Raw genomic sequence first — 18336 nt, 5'->3', positions numbered from 1 at the left:
AACCGGCCATGGGATCCACGGCGCCGCGGCCCGGAGTGCGGGTGGCGTTCGCGGGCGCATTCGCCGGCGCGTTTGTGGATCGAGTGCGGGCGCACCTGGCGATCCCGTGTGAGGTCGTCGTCACAGACGAAACTGCGGTCGTTTCACGGATGCGCGAGGTGGAGGTCCTCGTCACCCTTGCGTTCACGCGCGAGATGGGCGATGCGGCCGGACGGCTGAGGCTCGTGCAGGTCCCTGGGGCCGGATTGGACCGGATCGATCGATCGGCGCTGCCCCGCGGCGCGTGGCTGGCCAATGCCTACGGTCACGAGACCGGCATCGCCGAGTACGTGCTCGGCGCCATGCTGTCGTGGACCTGTGGCTTCTGCCGGTTGGACGAGAACCTGCGGCGGGGCAACTGGGGCGGCAGCGGAATGGTGTCCGCGCTTCCTCGGGCGGATCTGTCGGGGAAGGTCCTCGGCATCCTCGGGTATGGGCGGATCGGGCGGTGCGTGGCGCAGCGCGCCCAGGCACTTGGCATGGCGGTGCACGCCGTCCGGCAGACACCAGGGTACCATGATCCCGCTGGGCTCGCGTTTCTCGGCGGGCCCGACTGGCTGGACGCGATCCTGGCGCGGGCCGACTATTTAGTAATCGCGCTGCCGCTCGTGGCGTCGACCCGCGGCCTGCTCGGCGCGCGCGAGCTGGAGTTGATGAAGCGCACGGCCGTGCTGATCAACGTGGCCCGCGCCGAGATCGCGCAGGAAGAGGCGCTCTATCGGGCGCTCGCGCGCCGCACGATCGCCGGGGCTGTGCTCGACGTGTGGTACCGCTACCCACGCGGTCCGGCGCCGACGCTGCCGGCCCACTGCGCGTTCCACGAACTCCCAAACGTCCTCATGACGCCGCATGTCGCCGGGTGGACCGAAGGCACGCTCGAGGCGCGCGCGCGGCTCATCGCCGAGAACATCCTGCGGGTCGCGAGGGGCGAGGCCCCGGCGAACATGATCGCCGGACCGGACGAGCTGCGCTGATGCCGCCCAGATCATCTCGCGTCGGCGCCGGTGCCGGGTCGTGCAAGCAAGAGCTGCGTGGCCTATGTGTTCAGCGGAGGGAGTCGGGGGATGGAAGCGTCCCGGAGCCGAGCGCCGGCGCGCATCAGCATGGCTTGATGGCAGTAGCCCGCCGAGAATCGGATGGCCAATTCGTCGTCGAAGAGCTTGGCGCGATCGACCGCGTCCGGACGCGCCCGGGATTTCACCCAGCTCTTCGCAAACACGGGCACCGTGCGCGCCAGGTTGTGCGGCGGTGCCGCGAGCGAGTACTTGGCGTGCAGCAGCGCGGTCGTGCGCCCCTGCCAGTACGCGCGGTCTCGGAAGGACCGTTTTGTGATGCGGGTGTCGGGGATCACGTGGGTCACGACCGCGTGGCCGCAGTAGTACACGCCGCCCCCCGCCCGGTGGATGCGCCAGCAGAGCTCGGTCTCTTCGCTGACGAAGCGCCGAGTCCCGGCCGGTCCGAGCGCCGTGTCGAAGAGACCCACGCGGGAGAGCGCGTCCCGTCGCACCGAGAAGTTCGCGCCCCACACGTCCCCGGGAAACTCCAGTCGGACGGTCGCTTCGCCTCGGTCCAGCGCGCTCAGATACGGCATCACCACCGGCGAGTGGGGGCTGAACCAAGAAGGGTACGTCTCCGGCAGTTGCACGGTGATTCTCCCGCCGACGCACCACGCGTCGGGGTGGAGGCGATAGGTTTCGACCAGTGCATCGAGCCAGCCCGCGTGGACCTTTACGTCGTCATCGATAATGGCGATGATCTCGCCCCTCGCCGCGGCGGCCCCCGCGTTGCGGGCCGCCGAGACGCCTTCTTCGCATTTGCGGATGTACCGCATGCGGCCGAGTACCGAGGCCGCGAGCGACTGCATGCGCGCGCCCGTGTCATCTGTCGAGCCGCTGTCGACGACGATGACCTCGAACGGGAACGCGGTCTCCTGCGCCAGGACGCTCTGTACGGTTGCGACCGAAGCCGCGGCGCGGTTGAAGACGGGAACGACTACCGAGTGCATCGCGGCTGCCTGGCGCGGACCGGCGCGGCAACGGAGGCGGCGGCAAACCTGCGGCGCCGGGCGCCTGAACGCTTGGAGTTCCATTCGTGTCGCATCGGTCTCCGCGGGGTCGGCACGATTATGAACTGAGACGACGTCCGTGTGGAGTCCTTCTTCCTATTTGTTCGCATCGTCGGAAGCGTGCGGCTGTGTTCCATATGTACCCCCGAACGATCCGGACAGGGACGTTGGGCGGATGTGTGTATGTTGGACAGAAGGGCCACCTGCCGCGCGCGCCGCCGGCGACTGGGATCGGGACGGGGATGCGCCTCTGAGCCACTCCGGGCAGAACGGGCAAATACTGGGATCACCCGATTCTCTTCCGTCTGTTCGCGAGGTAGCTTCATAATCGTGGCGGGGATGCGGACGCGGTTTCTGAGGGAAGTTGCGCTCGCGGGTCTGCCTGTGGATCCAGGCCCTGTCGACCCGGTGAGCGACGCCGAGTTGACCGCGCTGCCCGAACCCGCGGCGCGCTACCTGCGGTTCATGGGGGTCGTGGGACGCCCGCGCGATTGGTCCTTTCGTCTGGGGTTCACGGGCCGGTTCCGGACCAAGCCGAGCCAGGCGTGGATGGCAACCGAGGCATGGCAGTACAACAACCGCTTGGCGGTGGCACGCATCTTCCATATCAAGATCCGGTTCGGCGGCCGGGTGCCGGTGGTGGGTCGTGACACCTACCTGGACGGTCGAGGCCGCATGTTGATCCGGATGCTCGACGTCTTCACTATCGCAGAGGGGATGGGCGCGGAGTATGATATCGGCGAGTTGGTTACTTATCTGAACGATGCGGTGCTGATCGCTCCGTCGATGCTGCTGGTGCCCCAGGTCACGTGGGCTTCCATCGACGCGGGGTCCTTCGATGTCACGCTCACGGACCGCGGGCACACGGTCACGGCCCGGGTCGCCGTGGACGAGCGGGGGGCGCCGACGGAGTTCAGCACGACCGACCGGTTCTGCGCGGATCCCGACCATCCGAAGCAGTTGTTGCGCGCCCGTTGGACGACACCCGTCGCGGGGTGGGCGGTCGTCGACGGACGTTCATTGCCGAGTCGGGCGCAGGCCACCTGGCTCTTGCCCCGAGGGCCATTCACCTACGCCGACTTTCACCCTATTCCCGGAAGCCTCGCCTTCAATCTCCCGGGCGGGGAGTAGGGGCGCCGCTCCCCGCCCGCGTCCCCGGTCGTTCGTCAAGAGTTCACCGGAGTCGTTGCAAGGGGCGCGGCATGCTCCGTAGAGCACCTCAGGCCGGGGTACGCGATGAGAGCGCGCCTCCGAATTCATGTTCCAGCGCGTTACGGAGCTCACGCCCAGCCGCGTCCGCCAGCGCCACGAGCGGCGGACGCACCGTGCGCCATCTCGAGTCGCCCGACCACTGAGACAGCAGGTACTTTTGGGCCGGGATCGGCCCGTACTCCTGAACTTTCAGCCTGAGTTTCTTGACGCCCTCATGCTGCCGCTTGGCCTCCGTCTCGTTGCCGCTGTGGTACAGGGAAATGCTCTTCGCGATCTCGGTCGCGTTGATGTTCGCCGTGGCCGTGATGCACCCCGGAGCTCCGAGTGAAAGCGCCTCGAACAACGGGAGCTCCGAGCCCGGATAGACGATGAGCCCGGGCACCTCGGTCAACAGTCTTCGCGTATTGGCCCAGTCGCCGGAACTGTCCTTGATCCCAACGATCTGAGACGGGAACGCCGCACGAAGCCGCTGGACCAGCTCGATGGACAGCCCCACGATCGCGACCGGCGGGATGTGATAGAGGTAGATGCGGAGATCAGGCGACGCGACGCCTTCGATGAGGCGGGCGTAGTAGGCGAACAGGCCGTCGTCGGGGACGCCCTTAAAGTAGAAGGGAGGCAGTACCATGGCACCCGCGCAGCCGCGCTCCACGGCATGACGGGTCAGCCTGATCGTATCGGGGAGGTTCGTCAGACCCGTGCCCGGGATCAGCTTCTTGGGATCGACGCCGCGATCGATCAGGTAGTCGAGCGCCGCCATCCGTTCTTCGATGCCGAGCGACAGCGCCTCACCCGTCGTGCCGAATGGGGCGAGCCCGGCGCACCCCGTCTTGAGCAGGTGCAGCGCATGATCGGCGAACAGCTTCTGGGCGATGCTGAGATCCTGGTCAAACGGTGTCAGTGTGGGTGCAATCACGCCTCGGATTGGCTCAAGCCGGCCTGCCATCGACGACACTCCCCTTGTGCCCGGCCTCGCGGTGCGACCGCAATACCTTCACTTCCGGTCCGGGCGTTCTTCGGTCACGAAGAGGGTTCGATCTCGGCACCCGATCCCCTTGACACCCGCGCGGCCAGCATCGCGAGCAGATCTTCTGCTCGTTCGGCCGGAGCACGCGCGTGACGTGACAACGTGACGGCGTGGATGCGGCTCGATGTGGCGGTCGGTGCGGCGCGCACACACACTGGGCAACGGCGGATCTCGGACGCTCGGCCCGGTCGGTCACCTCGATCGACGCCCGGCTTGGGGAACCTTCAGTGAAGCGGCGGCCGGGTGTATACTGTGGCCAGTCGGCAACCGGAACCGATCTCGACTTGGCTGCCATCGGGGTTGAAGCGACGCGGCAGTGAGGTGCATCGATGGATGGGGAACTCTCGGGACAGGTCGTTATCGTCACCGGCGCAGGGCGCGGGATCGGGCGCGCGGTGGCGGCTGAACTGGCCGCGGCGGGCGCGCGGCTCGTGCTGGTGGCACGGACGAGAGCCGATCTCGCACTGGCCGCGCAGGAGATCGGCGGGGATAGGGCGACCGTGGTTGCCGGCGACGTCACTGACGAGGCCACCGCAGCAGCTGCGGTGGCCCGTGCGCAAGAGTGGGGAGGCCGGCTCGACGCTCTCGTGAACAACGCCGGCATCGGCTGGCACGGACCGACTCACGAGATGTCGGTCGACGCTTGGCGGCGGCTCATGGAGGTCAATCTGACGGGCGTCTTTCTCTTTACCCGGGCGGCGCTGCCCGTGATGCTGGCCCAGCGGCGCGGGCACATCGTCAACATCGCCTCCGGGGCGGGGCGCCTCGGGATGGCCGAGAACGCGGCGTACTCCACTTCAAAGTTTGGTCTCATCGGGTTTACCGAGTCGGTCGGGCTCGAGGTCCGGGGGAGAGGCGTGAAGGTGAGCGTGGTCGAGCCCGGATCTGTGCAGACGAGATTCTCGGAGAGTACCGCGCGGCGGGACTGGGCGCTGCGGCCCGAGGACGTCGCGGGAGTGGTCCGGGCCGTCCTCGCCACCGGGCCGAACGTTTGGATCCGCGAAGCGTTCGTCACGCCGTTGCAAGTTCCGAGAGCGTAGGGCGCGGGCCACTCAAAAGCACATTCCAGATGACCCTGTGCCGCGAACAGGACCGATGGCAAGTGGCGGCCAACTTTTCGCGAGACGGTCCATCTCCCTTAGGAAGGACGCACTCCATGGCGGTATCGGCGACACTGCGAAGACCCATGGCTCGGATGTGCGCGGCCTTGTTGCTAAGCGCGGTGCTTGTCCTGAGTGGCGTCGGTGCCGGACAAGCCGACCCGAATGCGCTTTGGAACATCGTGCACAACAAGTGCGTTCCGAACGAACAGCAAAGCGGGAAGCCCGATCCCTGCGTCGCCGTGGACTTGAGCGGTGGAGAACAGGCGGGCTACGCTGTGTTGAAAGACCTTGTTGGGGCGACGCAGTTTCTCCTGATTCCGACGGCGCGCGTTACCGGCATCGAGAGTCCGGCCGTCATTGCCCCGAACGCGCCCAACTACTTCGCTGTCGCCTGGGAATCACGTACGTACGTTGACAAAGTGTTGAATCGGACGATGCCGCGAGACGATATTTCCTTGGCGGTGAATTCGATTTCCGGGCGTTCCCAGAATCAACTGCACATCCATATCGATTGCGTCAGAGTGGATGTCCGCGACGCGCTGCATAGATATGAAGCGACTATCCGGGATCACTGGGCGCTCTTCCCCGTGCCGCTCGCGGGGCACCGCTACCTGGCTATGAGCGTGGAAGGCGAACAACTCGGTCAGGCAAATCCCTTCAAACTGCTGGCTGACGGTCGGCCGGTGGCAAGAGCAGATATGGGGGATCAAACACTTGTGGTCGTGGGAGCCACTCTTTCCAACGGCCACGCCGGATTCATCGTGCTAGATGACCGCGCCGATCCCGCACGAGCAGACAAGGGGAGCGGTGAGGACCTCCAAGACCACAGCTGCGCCGTAGCAAGGTCCTGATCGCGGGCTCGCATGTGCGCCTTTGACAGTCGACGCGGTGCTTTGCCATAATATGATCTACCCGCGGAAGCGGGGTGCCGGCGGGCGGTTAGCTCAGGGGTAGAGCGCATCCTTCACACGGATGAGGCCGCAGGTTCAAGACCTGCACCGCCCACCATCGAATCCACTGCGCCCGACTGCACCCTGTGACCTTCGAATGCGCCCAACGGAGCCCCGAACTGGTGCAAGATCGGTGCAGAGTCTTCCGGCCGGAAACTATCCGTTGGGTGGTGGTAGGCGTGGAGCGTGAACGTATGCTTTGATCGCCAGTTAGCTCGACATGTGTTTTCAAGTGGTTCCTGACGGCGAGCAGCTTGGCATACCCCAACACCATGCTGTATGGGCTCCCTAATCTCCCGCGAGAGCACGATGCAGCCGTTCGCGTGCCAAGGCCATTCGCTGGGCGGTCTCCGGCAGGTTCGTTTCTAGCTTTTGCAACGCCGCATCAATGCGTTCCCATGTCAGACGATCTCGTGCTGCGGTCACAGCGCGCTCCGCCACATCCAGTGATTCAGAATCACTCCAGTGTAAGAACGCAGCGATCCGATCGGCTATGGCGTCTTCGAGATGGAGGACGTGCACGGTGCCATTGGGCGTCGAAATCTCGGCAAAGTCGTACACTGGCTGTTGATCGATGTAAGGCCTGTCCGCGACGAAGTCCAACGAATAGCCCGTATCAGGATGAACAAAGACCCGCCCGTGCGGGCGAAAACCAAGTTCGGTCAACGCAAGGGTGATCCTACGCCGATCGATGCCTGACGTGGCAGCAAAGTCAACATCCATCGAAGTATACACGTTGGGAACGTGCACCGTGATTGCGCTACCGCCGACAACAACAACCTGCATGCCATGAGTTCTCAAATGTACCGCCACGACCGCCGCCACTTCGACCAATGACATCGAGGCAAATTTCATAGTGGCTTACCCATAGCACGCGGACGTCGGCGGAACTTTGACCAACGATCTGAGTAGATGGGCATCTCGCTCATACGGAGCAGCAAAGCATACAGCTCATTCTTGGCGGGGAAAGTTGGGTTCAATTCTACAATCCGCGTGTTGCCCATGCGATTGGTGACAACGACTCCTGCTTGCTCAAGCGAAGCCACAGCGCGTTGGGTTTCGATGACCCGCCGGCTTAGAACTCGGGCGATCTCAGAGATATACGTGCGGCCAAGTCGCCCTATCGTGACTAGGGTATCCGTGCGGTTGGCGGAACCAAAGAGCCTATCCTTCATGCACGTATTATAGCAGATTTGTAGCGAGACTAATACAATTAAGTAGTATGGTAATTGTTCCCCATTACCAAAAGACTGTACGAACCATGATGAACGTCAAGGATGCAGCTGTGTTGAGGATAGCACGAGGGCGTATGACAAAAGCTATCGTTTGCGAACGAGCAGCCCATGCGTCTTGGATGCAGGCGCGTGCCTTCGGCTACCAAGGTAGAGGCCAATCTCAAGGGGTCCCGGGCCTCTTGGCTCCTCGATTGTACAAGACGTCCATCCAGTTCCACAGACGTTCACGCCATAGAGCTCATGCCGGTTATTCCTTATTCGTCGGTTTCACTCCATAACGTGACTCCCACTGCTGAATCTGACCAAGTCCCATCAGCTCATTGAATTGGCTCCATGAATTTCGCGACAACGATCGCGCGACTCTTCAATGAGGCCTGAAATGCGCGGAGCCAGTTCCCTTCGTCGTCGATGATCTTTCGATAGTCCCCAAAGTCTAAGTAGTCGGTTGGCGACCCAGTGAGCGGAGAAAGCCACGGCCAATCAGACTCGTCTCGCTGACGTCTCTGCTCGGCGCGCCTCCTGACGTCGGGCGGGATCCGCGCTCCACCCACCAATCCGCAGTGAGTGCCGAGAGTTTCGCGATGATGAATTGGCGAATCGCGCGTTCCAGATTCTCGATAATCTGTCGAGGGTCTTCTTTCGGCGACTCGGGCTCTCGCGCCGGTGTGGGTTCCCCCGACGCTGGTCTGGGACCCGACGAACCGCACACGCGGGGTCTCTCAAGATCGAACAGGCCAAAGAGTTCATCCTCGGTCAGCGTCGGTTTCGAGAGGTTCCATCAGTCCACAGGCTGTCTCTCTCACCAGTAGGACCGTGGATATCGAACGTGTATTCGAATTGACGCCATGCGAAGATTCACGGTATGAATACTGTCGACAGACGACTGCCTACTGGTGAATCTCCTATGGCGTCGCACACCCTGGAAACATCGATCGACTTTCATATATCTGACCAAAAGACAGTCGGTCAGCAAGTCTATGAAGAACTGCGGCAACGCATCGTCCACGGTCGGTTGCGGCCCGGGCAACGCCTCAACGAAGCACGGATTGCTCAGGATATGGGCATCAGCCGAGCTCCCGTGCGCGAGGCCGTGCAGCGCCTACGACAGGACGGTTTGGTGACTACCAAACCGCGACACGGGCCGGTTGTCGCCGAAATCACTGCCGCGGATGCTGCGCATCTGTATCGCCTGCGTAGTGCGCTGGAAGAACTCGCGGTGGTGTTGTTTATCGAGCGCGGGGCGCAGGGTGCGCTCAAAGAACTCGAAGACGTTGTCAAAGCGATGATAGAGGCCGGTCAAGCCGGCAATTTGGCGCAGATGGTCGAGCAGGACGTACGGTTTCACGAAGCACTGTGCGAACACTCCGGGAACCCTCTGTTGAGCCGAATCTACCAAATGATCAGCGCGCAGTTTCGCATTGCGGCCATTCAGGACGATGCGCGCACGGCCGAACTGTCGGAAATCGCCCGTGCTCATGCCGAGCTGCTAGAGACGATCGGGCAACGGGACGTTTCTGCAGCGGTTTCCCGGCTCCGCGAGCACATCCTGAGCACCCTTCCGAACCTTGTCTCCCGGCTTAACGCCCAAGCGGCAGAGCGTACTCCGTGACGGTCGCACAGGCGGCGGATACCGGCATCGAATGTTCCCCCTCAATCCGCGGTCGAGACGACGCTACCCGCGGCCTCTACAGCAACGGCGACAACTCGCAAGGAGGTTCTCTGAGCGAAGTTTCATCGTCCATCATGGCTCAGCATGCTCTGCACGTGCGCGATGAAGGTGGTCGCCGTACTTTCTTCGTTGCGTGGTTCCCCTACTGACGACGCGCATAGGAGGTGGTGGCACCGACATTTCGCAGACTCGCTTCGCGTCATTCTCGCATTGATAGAGTCAATACTCGAGATCTACGCACAAAAACGGGGGGTGGCTCGTGGTCAGTGACAAGATCAATCGGCGCGGTCTCTTGAGCGCGGCTGCAAAGATGGGCGTTGGGGTACTGACCGTGGGATCTCTGGCCACTTTCTTGCCGTACGGCGAAGCGGCTGATGACTCGCTGGCCCGAGCGAGACGTCAAGGGTTCTTGCGCGCGGCGTTCATCAATCTGAAACCCCTGTCGTATGTCGATGACAAGACCGGGAATTTCACGGGGAGCGGTCCCGCGGTTGCCGGCGCAATCCTCAAGAAACTGGGGATCCGCAATCTCGACCCGGTGCTGATCGAATTCGATGCGATCATCCCCGGTTTGCTGGATCGTCGATGGGATATGTCGGCATTCCCCTTCTATATCACCCCGGTGCGCTGCGCGCAGGTGGCGTTTACGAACCCTATGGCGCAATATCGAGAAGGTGCCCTGGTAAAAGCGGGCAACCCTCACAATCTCCATAGCTACACCGATCTGGCCAAGGATCCACAAGTGAAGGTCGGGATAGGAACAGGTAACGCCGAGATCGACTGGGCCAAACAGTCGGGAGTGAAGCAAGACCAGATCGTCCTGTTCCCCGAGGAAGCGCTCGGCATCGAGGCACTCAAAGAAGGCCGCATCGATGCGTTTCTGAACGGCGATCTCAGCCTCGCAATCGATATCAAAGACTACGGCGGCGCAGGCAAACTCGAACTGGCCAAGCCCTTTACCGGCCCGATCGCCAAGGGGAAGGAAATCATCGCGTACGGCGGTTGGGCCATGCGCCATCAAGACGTCACCCTGCTCAACGCCTTCAACACGCAATTGGCGGTAATGCGGAAGAGCGGTGAGCTGCAAAGCCTTCAGGGCCCGTTTGGTTACCCGCCGGATTCCCAGCCTCCGATCGGTCTCACGGCGAAGGATCTCTGCCCGGGCGCCGCGTGGGGTAGCGGCTATCAAGTGGTGAAGTAAGCAGGGAAGCGAGGCAGGGCGATGACCGAGACGTTCGGGGCGCTCGTACCCGGGGTCAGTCCCATCGTTGTTCGCTTGCTGCTCCAAGGGATCGGTATCACGGTCTTGACTACGGTCTTGAGTGCGCTGTTGGCCGGGATTGTCGCCTTTGGCGTCGGGCTCGCGCGGCTATCACCCATCCGCGTCGTGCGGGTCGTGGCGGCGGCCTATGTGGAGTTCTTCCGTGGGACCTCGGCGCTCGTGCAATTATACTGGGGTTTCTTTATCCTGCCCTACATCGGGATCCCGCTCTCCCCCATGCTAGTGGGGATTGGCGTGCTGGGCTGCAACGCGGGGGCCTACGGCTCGGAGATTGTGCGCGGGGCGATCCTCGCCGTTCCCCGCGGTCAATGGGAAGCGGCGTCGGCGCTCAGTCTTTCTCCACCGCTGCGGATGTTCAAGGTCATCCTTCCACAGGCGCTGCCGACCATGATGCCGTCGTTCGGCAACCTCGCCATCGACGTCATGAAGGCGACATCGCTCCTGTCACTGATCACGGTCACCGACTTGACTCGTGTGGTCAGCCGGCTGGCCGTGATCGGCAGCTGGTCGTTCTCCCTCGGGTATTCCGTGATCCTGGTCGGCTACTTCTGCCTGTCCTTGCCGCTCATCTTCGCTACGCGACTCGTTGAGCGCCGCAGCCGACAGCACATGCCGGAAGTCACGAGGCCATAACGTGGACATCGGGTACCTGTGGCATTCGGTCCCGCTGTTGCTGCGAGGGCTCGTCGTGACCCTCGAAGCCACTGGCCTCGGCATGGCGATCGCGAGCATTCTGGGGCTGGTGATCGCCGTGGTCAGGCTCCTGAGAGTGCCGGTCCTGGCGCGGATGATGGACGTCTACATCCTGTTTGTCCGGAGCACTCCGCTGCTGGTCCAGCTCTTCTTCCTATTCTACGTCTTGCCGTGGTACGGGATCACGCTAAGCGCGTTTGCGGTTGGGATGTGGGGACTCGGCATGCACTTCGCGGCGTACACGGCCGAGGTGTATCGGGCGGGCTTCGAACAGGTTCCAAAGGGCCAGTGGGAGGCGGCCCGGGCGCTCAACCTCGGTCCGGGACACACCCTGGCACTCGTCATCTTCCCGCAGGCGCTGCGGCCCATCGTGCCCGCGCTCGGGAACTATCTGATTTCGATGTTCAAGGACTCGAGTCTCCTTGCCACGATCACGGTGTATGAATTGCTGGGCGTCACACGGCAGTTAGCCGCCGAATCGTTTCAATACACCACACTATTTACGGCGATGGGTGCTATATACTTCCTCCTTGCTTATCCATCGTCGCTCGCGGTGCGTTACGCAGAGCGGCGTCTGCGTCAAGGCCAGAACTGATGACGGCGATCGCGCCCTCTGCCGTGGACACCTTGGTTCGCCTTCACGCGGCCAGCAAATCCTACGGATCGCACGTGGTGCTCCACGCTCTCAGCCTCGAGGTGCCTCGCGGTCAACGGTTGGTAATCATCGGCCCGAGCGGATCCGGGAAGACCACCATACTGCGTTGTCTGATGACGCTCGAGCACCTGGACGCCGGTACCATCGAGATCGAGGGCATCGGGGTTGAGTACGGGCCCCGGGTCGACCCCGCCGCGGCCCCATTTGCGCGGCAGCTGCGCGCGATGCGCCGCAAGGTCGGGATGGTATTCCAGCACTTCAACTTGTTTCCGCACATGACGACGCTGGCGAACGTTACCCTGGCGCCGTGTTGTGTGTTGGGCACGGCAAAAGTGGAGGCGGAGGCGCAAGCCCGCGAGCTGCTCGGTATGGTCGGGTTGGCGGACAAGACGGACTCCTACCCGCATCAGCTTTCCGGCGGCCAGCAACAGCGTGTCGCCATCGCGCGGGCACTGGCGATGCGCCCCAAGGTGATGCTGTTCGATGAAGTCACCTCCGCGCTGGATCCGGAACTGGTCGGCGAGGTGCTGAAGGTCATCCGCCAGCTTGCGCACGACAGCGGGATGACTATGCTCATCGTGACGCATGAGATGGCGTTTGCGGCGGAGATTGGGGATCGGGTCGTATTCATGGACAACGGTCGTATCGTCGAGGACAATCCACCCCAGGTTATTTTCAAGAATCCCGCGAACGACCGGACCCAACAGTTCTTACGCATGCTAAGCGACCGGTAGGCCACCAGTTTGAGGAAGGAGTGATGATGGTGTCGACGGGCAAGAACGACGAAGGGAAGATCATCACGGTGTGCGGCCCCATCCGCCCGCGGGATCTCGGGGTCACGCTGAGCCACGACCATGTGCTAGTCGATGCGTGGGGGATGACCCGCGGATTCGAAGACTACGCCACGATCCTCGACGATCCCGAACTGGCCATTGGTGAACTGAAGCGGTTTCGAAGCGCAGGGGGGCAGGCCATCTGTGACCCGACGACAGATGGCATTGGGAGAAACCCTGCAGCCCTCAAACGTATCAGCCAGGAGACAGGCGTGCACATCGTCATGGGCGCCGGGTGGTACCGGGAACGCGTGTATCCGGCCTACGTGTTCGAGGAACAACCCGACCGTTTGGCCGACCGTCTTGTCAAAGAACTCACCGAAGGCGTGGACGGTACCGGTATTCGTCCGGGCTTTATCGGAGAGATTGGCACCGAGCGCGGGCACATTACGCCCGCACAGGAGCGGGTCTTTCGCGCGGCGGCTCGAGCGCAGCGTCGCACCGGCTGTGCGATCATGACGCATACGACGCACTGGGGAGAACTGGCGCTGGAGCAACTGGATCTGCTCGCGGAAGAGGGAGTACCGCCCAGCCGGGTGATTGTCTCGCATCTTGGGGACCGACCGGGGGTACGCTGGCTGCTCCCGATTGCACAGCGGGGCGCCTGGATCGACGTTGACAACCTTGCGTTCCTCGACTACGCGCCGCTGTCCGTGCGCGCCGACAATGTGGCGGCGCTCTTCGAGGCTGGCTTTGGCTCTCAGATCATGTTGAGCAACGACATCTGTCGGATCGACCAATGGGGATTCTACGGCGGGTGCGGGTACGACAACGTCATCACGAATTTCTACCCACTCTTGAAAGAGCGTGGCCTCACCGAGCAACAGATTCTGACCATGACGGTCACGAATCCGAGCGAGGCGTTCGCCTACGAGGCCAACTAAGTTGCATTGTCTCACAGTGATTCATGTTACGGTGTTGATGCCACGCCGCGCAACGGACCCGGCCAAAGATGCGCAGGGAGCAGTCGAAACCGGCGGTTCGACGGGTGCAGTCGCCCGGCACTCACGTCGGCTGCCGGGAGGTCGGCAGCGGCATGTCGATTTATGAGCAACTCGGCGTAAGAACGATCATCAACGGGGTGGGGCCCGCGACCCGGCTCGGGGGCACCTTGATGGAGCCCGAGGTCCTGGCCGCGATGAACGAGGCGGCCCGCGCGTTTGTCAAGATGGACGAATTGCAGGATGCTGCGGGCCGAGCAATCCGCGAAATCACCGGAGCGGAGGCGGGCTACGTGACGTCGGGGGCCGCCGCAGCCTTGGCCTTAGCGACCGCCGCGTGCATCACTGGTGTTGACCCCGTTAAGATCAACCGGTTGCCGGATACCCAAGGAATGAGGAATGAGGTCATCATCCTGCGCGCACATCGATATGACTACGATCATGCGATCCGTTCGGTCGGCGCGCAGTTGGTCGAAGTTGGTTTTCCCGACTTGACCTTTCCCTATGAGCTCGAGACTGCGATCACCGACCGGACGGCGGCGATCGCCTATTACCCGGTGCGCTCGCGGCCCGGACTCCCGTTGGTGGACGTCTTGCACATCGCTCACCGCCATGACGTTCCCGTCATCGTCGATGCCGCATTAGAGGTGCCGCCGGTTCAAAATCTCCAGGCCTATGTTCGCCTGGGAGCGGATCTCGTCGCGTTCAGCGGAGGGAAGGCGATCGGCGGTCCCCAAGCGAGTGGATTTGTTTGTGGCCGAGCGGATCTCATCGAAGCGGTTGCGCTTCACCACCAGGACATGGACGTGAGACCGCAAACCTGGACGTACCGTGCCAAGATGGAATCCGGCCACCTGCAGGGCCCGCCACACCATGGCATTGGACGGTCCATGAAGGTCGGCAAAGAGGAAGTGGTCGGTCTCATCGCTGCGCTACGGCGGTATGTGCGACTGGATCACGTAGCGCTTCGGTCAGGTTGGCTCGAGAAACTCTCACGGATTCAGAAGGAGCTGCGCAACACACACGGGCTACACGTCACCATCGTGGAGGCTCCCCCGAGCGGCATGGACGTTCCATACGCAGTTGTGAAACTCGATGAGGTCGTGCTCGGCGTCACCGCCTACCAGCTTCTTGCCCGGCTCCAAGAATGTGACCCTCCGATTTGTCTCAATGAGGAGTTGGCGTGGCAGGGAGCGGTCGCCATCAGCCCGATGACCCTTCGCGATAACGAAGAGGTCATCATCGCTCGTGCGATTGCTCGCGCTGTCTCCAGCGGAACGCGTTGATGGTGCGCCGAGCCGTCAACAGCGCGTCACCCAAATCGGCGCTCCGGCGCCTGCGGTTTTCTGATATGTGTCGGTCCAGGAGCCGTGATTTGCCCAGGCGTTGATTCTTAATAGTGCGCTAGCTGACTTGGGAGGAGAAAGGCGATGCGTCCCAAAGGTGTGGGCGCGTTGGTTACCGGAGGCGCTTCAGGGCTGGGGAGCGCGACCGCGGTTGCGCTTGCCGCCGCGGGGGCACGCGTGACGATCTTGGATCTTCCTTCCACTCGTGGCCCGGAGCTGGCACGCGAGGTGAATGGGCGCTTCGTCGATGGGGACATCACGAGAGATGCGGATGTCCGCCGGGCCGTTGAGGAGACCGCAGGCTTGCGCGTCGTTGTTCATTGCGCCGGTATCGCGCCGTCCGGTCGCATCCTTTCGCGAGACCGGCCGATGCCGCTTGAAGACTTCCGTCGTGTCGTAGAAGTGAATCTTACGGGCACGTTCAATGTCATGCGAATTTGCGCTGCGGCCATCGCCAGACTGGAGCCCACCGAGGGCGAACGCGGGGTGATCATCAACACAGCGTCGGTCGCTGCTTTCGAGGGGCAGATTGGCGATATTGCCTATGCGGCCTCGAAGGCCGGGGTCGCCGGGATGACGATTTGTGCGGCGCGCGACCTGGCGTCCGTGCTGATCCGCGTGGTGACGATTGCGCCCGGTCGCTTCGACACTCCGTTGGTGGCGGCGGCGCTCTCTCCGGAAGGACGGGCGAAATGGGCGGATCCGGTGCCGCATCCTCGGCGGCTCGGTGATCCTCGCGAATTCGCGTCTCTTGCGGTGCACATCGTCGAGAATCCGATGCTCAACGGTGCAACCATCCGTCTGGACGGCGCTTTTCGCATGCCGCCGCGCTGAGCCGCGTGGCGGTCATCGAAAGGAGCGGTTGCCCCCGGCCCCTCGGGTCGGCCAGACGGGTGGAGAGCTTTAACGCTGGCGAAGGCTCGATGACGATGACTTGATCCCGGAGGATGGTTGCCTGTGAACATCGGAACCTTCCTGAGCAAAGCCGCCCGTGCGTTTCCCGATAATGTTGCCACCGTGTTCGGAACGCGGACGGTGACGTATGCGGAATTCAACGCGCGTGCGAATCGGCTCGCGAACGCACTGCGCCGGCTCGAGGTCCAAGCTGGGGACACCGTTGCCATTCTTCAGTCCAACCACCCGGAGACCCTAGAGGCCATGTTCGCCAGCTTCAAGGCTGGGTGCGGAGCTGTTCCCATTAACTTTCGTCTTCACTCGAACGAGTACGCTTACATCATCGATCATGCGGAAGCCAAGATCGTTATCTGCTCATCTGAGTTCAATGAAGATCTCCTTCGACTCCGGGATCGGTTGCCGCGAGTGCGACATCTCATCACGCTATCGGGCGCCGGTGGCGATCTTCTTGACTATGAAACGCTCGTCGACGGGGCGCCGGATGTATGGAACGATGCAACAGTGGGGCCCGACGATCTCGCATGGCTCTTTTACACGTCGGGGACGACTGGCCGCCCAAAGGGAGCGATGTTGACCCATCGAAACCTCATCGCCATGAGCATGAACTTCTACGCCGACATGTGCCCGGGTTTCGGTCCCAACGATGTGACTCTTCACGCCGCGCCGCTCTCGCACGGCAGCGGCCTCTACGCGATACCAAGCATCGGGAAGGGCGCGAAGAACGTCATTCTTCAATCACGATCCTTCGATGCGGAGGGTGTTCTCCGGAACATTCAAGACCATGGCGTCACCAATATGTTCGTCGCGCCGACGATGCTTAAGCGCATGGTGGAAAATCCGGCTCTAGAAAGATTCGATCACCGTTCGCTGCGCGCATGCATCTACGGCGGGGGCCCGATTCTACTGGAAGACCTCAAGGAAGCGATAAACAGCCTCGGGCCATGCCTCGTTCAACTCTACGGACAGGCAGAGTCTCCCATGACGATCACCTACCTACCTCACCGCGACCACGCCTGTGAGACACCAGATCAAATCCGTCGCCTCGCCTCAGCCGGTTTTGCCCGCACGGACGTCGAGGTTCGAATAGTTGGATCCGATGGAGAAGCCGTGCCGACGGGCGTAATGGGCGAGATAGTCACTCGGTCGGATCTCGTCATGAAGGGATACTGGCGGGATCCTGAGGCCACGGCGACGGCCATTCGCGAGGGTTGGCTCTTCACAGGCGATGTCGGGTACATGGACGTGCACGGTTATGTCTTCATCATGGATCGCGCCAAAGACATGATCATCAGCGGTGGCGAGAACGTCTATCCGCGCGAGATCGAAGAGATTATCATTCAGCATCCGGCAGTGCGGGAAGTGGCCGTAGTAGGTGTGCCGGACCCGACATGGGGGGAAGCGGTCAAGGCAGTGGTCGCTGTTAAGCCGGGAATGTCTCTTACGGCGGCCGAGATTATCGCCCTCTGCGCGCGGTCGATTGCGAGCTACAAGAAGCCAAAATCAGTCGAGCTTGTCGAGGAACTGCCGAAAAATGCTTACGGCAAGGTGATGAAACGGGAGCTTCGAGCCCAATACTGGAAGAACGAGCCCCGCAGAGTCTGACCGAATCAGCGGATTCGGGTCATGTGTCTCGAGCTGGACCGAGGTACGCGGTAGCAGGCCGTTAGTAGGCCCGCTTGGAGGCGTGATTTACAAGGCCTGGCGCGTCGAACCGCTCCTTGACACGGAAGAGGTCCGAGGTTCAAGCTCTCGGATGGCTCGACGCTGGAAGGAGATGGTGGTCGATCCGACAGGCTCTCCGTTGGGCGTCCTTATGGTGTGCCGTCGACGAGCACATTGCTATTCCTTTGCCAATCCGTGGGGACCCGTACTGCCGTGTCTGGTTGCCCTGCCACACGGGCTGCCGCCAACAAGAGTCGCGGGAAGCGGGTCTACCGCTCTGGCATTAAGTCCGTGCACGCATCCTGCTGCCGGGAAGCAGACACCAACCCGATCCAAGTTGCGATAGGAACGGGCGAGGGCTAGTTCTCCAGAGGGAAACGACCGGTGCAAGATCGGTGCAAGCCGAGCACATGCCGGGAGGCCCGGGGGCCTGTCCATCCTGTTGGGCTTTCTCTGATCCTTGATTTTCAAGCGTCTTCAGGCTGCTTTGAATTCTTGGTTCGTCGCCGCCCCGCTGGTCTGGGGCAGGTTCAAGATCTGCACCGCCCACCAAACGCTTACTACATAGGGGCTTCCATACGATGTAACCTACAATCGCAAAGCCCGGGGATCAGGCGCATACCGAGGCCGCCGCCTCAGTCTCCAACAAATAGTTGGGTGTTGCGGGGCTCGCGACGACGAGAGAAGTGTTGGGCCGGGAGTACGGGCT

16 protein-coding genes and 1 tRNA gene are annotated in these 18336 nt (G+C 62.3%); 14 read left to right on the top strand and 3 right to left on the bottom strand.

All coding sequences use genetic code 11. The annotated features are described in order from the left end of the window. Positions 1-8 precede the first annotated feature (8 nt). On the top strand, positions 9-1013 hold the full coding sequence (locus VKZ50_10405; GenBank protein ID HLJ60131.1) for a 2-hydroxyacid dehydrogenase: 1005 nt from the start codon (positions 9-11) through the stop codon (positions 1011-1013). A gap of 62 nt (positions 1014-1075) precedes the next feature. Here the strand turns inward: VKZ50_10405 and VKZ50_10400 are convergent, their stop codons facing one another. Further along, a complete protein-coding gene (locus VKZ50_10400; protein ID HLJ60130.1) occupies positions 1076-2044 on the bottom strand; it encodes a glycosyltransferase in 969 nt (322 codons plus the stop codon). 399 nt (positions 2045-2443) lie between these two features. On the opposite strand from VKZ50_10400, the gene VKZ50_10395 reads away from it, so the two are divergent. After that, positions 2444-3235 (top strand): DUF6544 family protein, encoded by a 792-nt coding sequence (locus tag VKZ50_10395; GenBank protein ID HLJ60129.1) that lies wholly within the window; start codon positions 2444-2446, stop codon positions 3233-3235. 88 nt (positions 3236-3323) lie between these two features. Here the strand turns inward: VKZ50_10395 and VKZ50_10390 are convergent, their stop codons facing one another. After that, positions 3324-4262, bottom strand: coding sequence for a dihydrodipicolinate synthase family protein (locus VKZ50_10390; protein HLJ60128.1), 939 nt, complete (start codon positions 4260-4262; stop codon positions 3324-3326). A gap of 410 nt (positions 4263-4672) precedes the next feature. Between VKZ50_10390 and VKZ50_10385 the strand changes: the two genes are divergently transcribed. The 3 genes from VKZ50_10385 to VKZ50_10375 all read left to right on the top strand — a co-directional run bounded on the left by VKZ50_10385 (position 4673) and on the right by VKZ50_10375 (position 6454). After that, entirely contained in the window at positions 4673-5383 is a 711-nt protein-coding gene (locus tag VKZ50_10385) for an SDR family oxidoreductase (protein HLJ60127.1), read from the top strand. Between the two features lie 116 nt (positions 5384-5499). After that, positions 5500-6297 carry a CDP-diacylglycerol diphosphatase gene (locus VKZ50_10380; protein HLJ60126.1) on the top strand — a complete coding sequence of 266 codons (798 nt, stop codon included), beginning with the start codon at positions 5500-5502 and terminating at the stop codon, positions 6295-6297. Positions 6298-6379: 82 nt separating this feature from the next. Next, a tRNA-Val gene (locus VKZ50_10375) sits at positions 6380-6454 on the top strand. Between the two features lie 230 nt (positions 6455-6684). Here VKZ50_10375 and VKZ50_10370 read toward each other — a convergent pair. Continuing rightward, the gene (locus tag VKZ50_10370; GenBank protein HLJ60125.1) at positions 6685-7251 is read right to left on the bottom strand and encodes a hypothetical protein; all 567 of its coding nucleotides are present in this window, start codon (positions 7249-7251) and stop codon (positions 6685-6687) included. A gap of 1284 nt (positions 7252-8535) precedes the next feature. Between VKZ50_10370 and VKZ50_10365 the strand changes: the two genes are divergently transcribed. From VKZ50_10365 to VKZ50_10325, 9 genes are all read left to right on the top strand, one after another. Continuing rightward, positions 8536-9240, top strand: a complete 705-nt coding sequence (locus VKZ50_10365; GenBank protein HLJ60124.1) for a GntR family transcriptional regulator — start codon at positions 8536-8538, stop codon at positions 9238-9240. A gap of 319 nt (positions 9241-9559) precedes the next feature. After that, the gene (gene ehuB, locus VKZ50_10360) at positions 9560-10501 is read left to right on the top strand and encodes an ectoine/hydroxyectoine ABC transporter substrate-binding protein EhuB (GenBank protein ID HLJ60123.1); all 942 of its coding nucleotides are present in this window, start codon (positions 9560-9562) and stop codon (positions 10499-10501) included. A gap of 21 nt (positions 10502-10522) precedes the next feature. After that, positions 10523-11215: an ectoine/hydroxyectoine ABC transporter permease subunit EhuC gene (gene ehuC / locus VKZ50_10355; protein HLJ60122.1), complete on the top strand. Its 693-nt coding sequence runs from the start codon at positions 10523-10525 to the stop codon at positions 11213-11215. Between the two features lies 1 nt (position 11216). Then, entirely contained in the window at positions 11217-11870 is a 654-nt protein-coding gene (gene ehuD / locus VKZ50_10350; GenBank protein ID HLJ60121.1) for an ectoine/hydroxyectoine ABC transporter permease subunit EhuD, read from the top strand. Beyond that, entirely contained in the window at positions 11870-12664 is a 795-nt protein-coding gene (ehuA, locus tag VKZ50_10345; protein HLJ60120.1) for an ectoine/hydroxyectoine ABC transporter ATP-binding protein EhuA, read from the top strand. The genes ehuD and ehuA overlap by 1 nt, the downstream gene beginning before the upstream one ends. A 23-nt stretch (positions 12665-12687) precedes the next feature. Beyond that, positions 12688-13647, top strand: a complete 960-nt coding sequence (locus VKZ50_10340) for a hypothetical protein (GenBank protein HLJ60119.1) — start codon at positions 12688-12690, stop codon at positions 13645-13647. A 104-nt stretch (positions 13648-13751) separates the two neighbouring features. Then, a complete protein-coding gene (locus VKZ50_10335; GenBank protein HLJ60118.1) occupies positions 13752-14990 on the top strand; it encodes an aminotransferase class V-fold PLP-dependent enzyme in 1239 nt (412 codons plus the stop codon). 144 nt (positions 14991-15134) lie between these two features. Further along, complete coding sequence (locus VKZ50_10330) at positions 15135-15884, top strand: SDR family NAD(P)-dependent oxidoreductase (protein HLJ60117.1); 750 nt, start codon at positions 15135-15137, stop codon at positions 15882-15884. A gap of 123 nt (positions 15885-16007) precedes the next feature. After that, positions 16008-17567, top strand: coding sequence for a long-chain fatty acid--CoA ligase (locus VKZ50_10325; GenBank protein ID HLJ60116.1), 1560 nt, complete (start codon positions 16008-16010; stop codon positions 17565-17567). Positions 17568-18336: the final 769 nt, after the last annotated feature.

It is taken from the genome of bacterium (assembly GCA_035295165.1).
Taxonomy (GTDB): domain Bacteria; phylum Sysuimicrobiota; class Sysuimicrobiia; order Sysuimicrobiales; family Segetimicrobiaceae; genus JAJPIA01.
This window is presented reverse-complemented; position numbering and strand designations above follow the sequence as displayed.